Source organism: Oleiphilus sp. HI0125 (genome assembly GCF_001635355.1).
Window position 1 is genome coordinate 1 of record NZ_LWGF01001271.1, and the last position, 1,602, is coordinate 1,602.

Below are 1,602 nucleotides of genomic sequence, written 5' to 3' on the forward strand. Positions count from 1 at the left end.
TCAAGCAGAGATGCAATTGAATCACGTAATCCTGATGAGAGATCTCGTTTCCAGACGGCGATATTAACGTCGTCTTTGTAGATATCTGCCAAAGTATGAATGTCATTTGATTCAGCTAATTTTCGCTGAATCTCGTCCACCATCGCTTCCATATAATTATGAAATTCCTTTACGTAGTTTCTTGGGAAGAAGACGATATCCAAGGTTCACAACAACAAACAAAATCGCACACACACTAATGATAGTGGGACCTGTTGGAGTATCGAGAACATAGGAACCACGCAAGCCAATTAAGCTTGCAGAAATCGCTAACACACCAGCGACAATAGCCATCATCTCAGGGGTAGAACTGAGTACTCGAGCTGTAGCAGCTGGAATAATGAGCATTGCGACAATAAGCAATACACCGACTGTTTTGATTGCGACTGCGACCACTATCGCGAGGCTAATAGTAAGAATGAGCTGCTCGTGTTTTGGTTTATACCCACTTGCTAGTGCTAAATCAGGATTAAGCGTAGATAGTAATAGTCCGTTCCAGCGCAGTGCCGCGAGCACTAATACCAGCGCAGCCCCACTCCAAATAATGAAGAGATCTGATTTACCGACAGCGAGAATGTCGCCAAACAAATAAGACATTAAGTCGATTCGCACACCGGACAGAAACGACACAGCAACCAAACCAATTGCCAGGGCTGAATGCGACATCACACCTAGTAAGGTATCCATGGCAATGCCACGCTCACTCAATGATGAAACGGTGATCGCCATGATCATACAAACGATTAAAACGCCCAGAAAAACTGGCGTAGAAAAACTAAGAGAAAGAGCGATACCTAGTACGGCTGAATGTGCGGTCGCATCACCAAAATAAGCCATACGACGCCACACAACAAAACACCCTAAAGGTGCTGCGGCTAGCGCAACACCAACACTCGCGAGAACTGCACGAACAAGAAAATCATCAAACATGGTGATGGCCGCCTTCACAGTTCTCATCATGGGTGTAGTGGTCATCATGATGAGCATGAGGTTTGTGCAAATACAACGCTTCGCTCTGATCCAAACCAAATAGATTGCGATATTCAGGCATGTCGGTAATTACTTCAGGGCGCCCTTGGCAGCAGATGTTTCCGTTTAGACAAATCACGCGATCAGTTTGGCGCATAACGATATGCAGTTCATGACTGATCATTAAAATACCGCAGCCAAGACTATCTTTTACATCAGCGATTTGACGATAAAAATCTGCAACACCAGCATGATCAAGGCCCTGTGTGGCCTCATCGAGAATGAGTAAATTTGGTTTGCCTAGCAGCGCTCTCGCTAATAATACGCGTTGGAATTGCCCGCCTGACAAGTCCATTAATTGCTGCTTCCCGAGATTGGGAACACCTGCCATCTCGAGTGCTTCAACAAGACTCGCCTTACTGTGCTTTTTAGGTAGACTCATAAAACGCTCAACCGTCATCGGTAGCGTTTGATCAATGTGAAGCTTTTGCGGAACGTAACCAATACTTAAGTCAGGTGATCTATTAATCGTGCCCTCAATATGAGGTACTGCACCAATTAACGCACGCAACAAAGTGGTTTTACCTGAGCCAT

Annotated in this window: 2 protein-coding genes; both read right to left on the reverse strand. The window is 45.2% G+C overall.

Annotated elements, in window-relative coordinates; all coding sequences use genetic code 11:
- Window positions 1-156: 156 nt before the first annotated feature.
- The gene (locus A3762_RS22055; protein WP_068753543.1) at window positions 157-969 is read right to left on the reverse strand and encodes a metal ABC transporter permease; all 813 of its coding nucleotides are present in this window, start codon (window positions 967-969) and stop codon (window positions 157-159) included.
- The coding region (locus A3762_RS22060; RefSeq protein ID WP_068757656.1) for a metal ABC transporter ATP-binding protein at window positions 962-1,602 on the reverse strand (641 nt) is incomplete at its 5' end. The genes A3762_RS22055 and A3762_RS22060, both read right to left, overlap by 8 nt.

Excerpts from the sequence above, each read along its gene's own strand:
- A3762_RS22055 (WP_068753543.1), bottom strand. The coding sequence starts at position 969 with ATGTTTGATGATTTTCTTGTTCGTGCAGTTCTCGCGAGTGTTGGTGTT.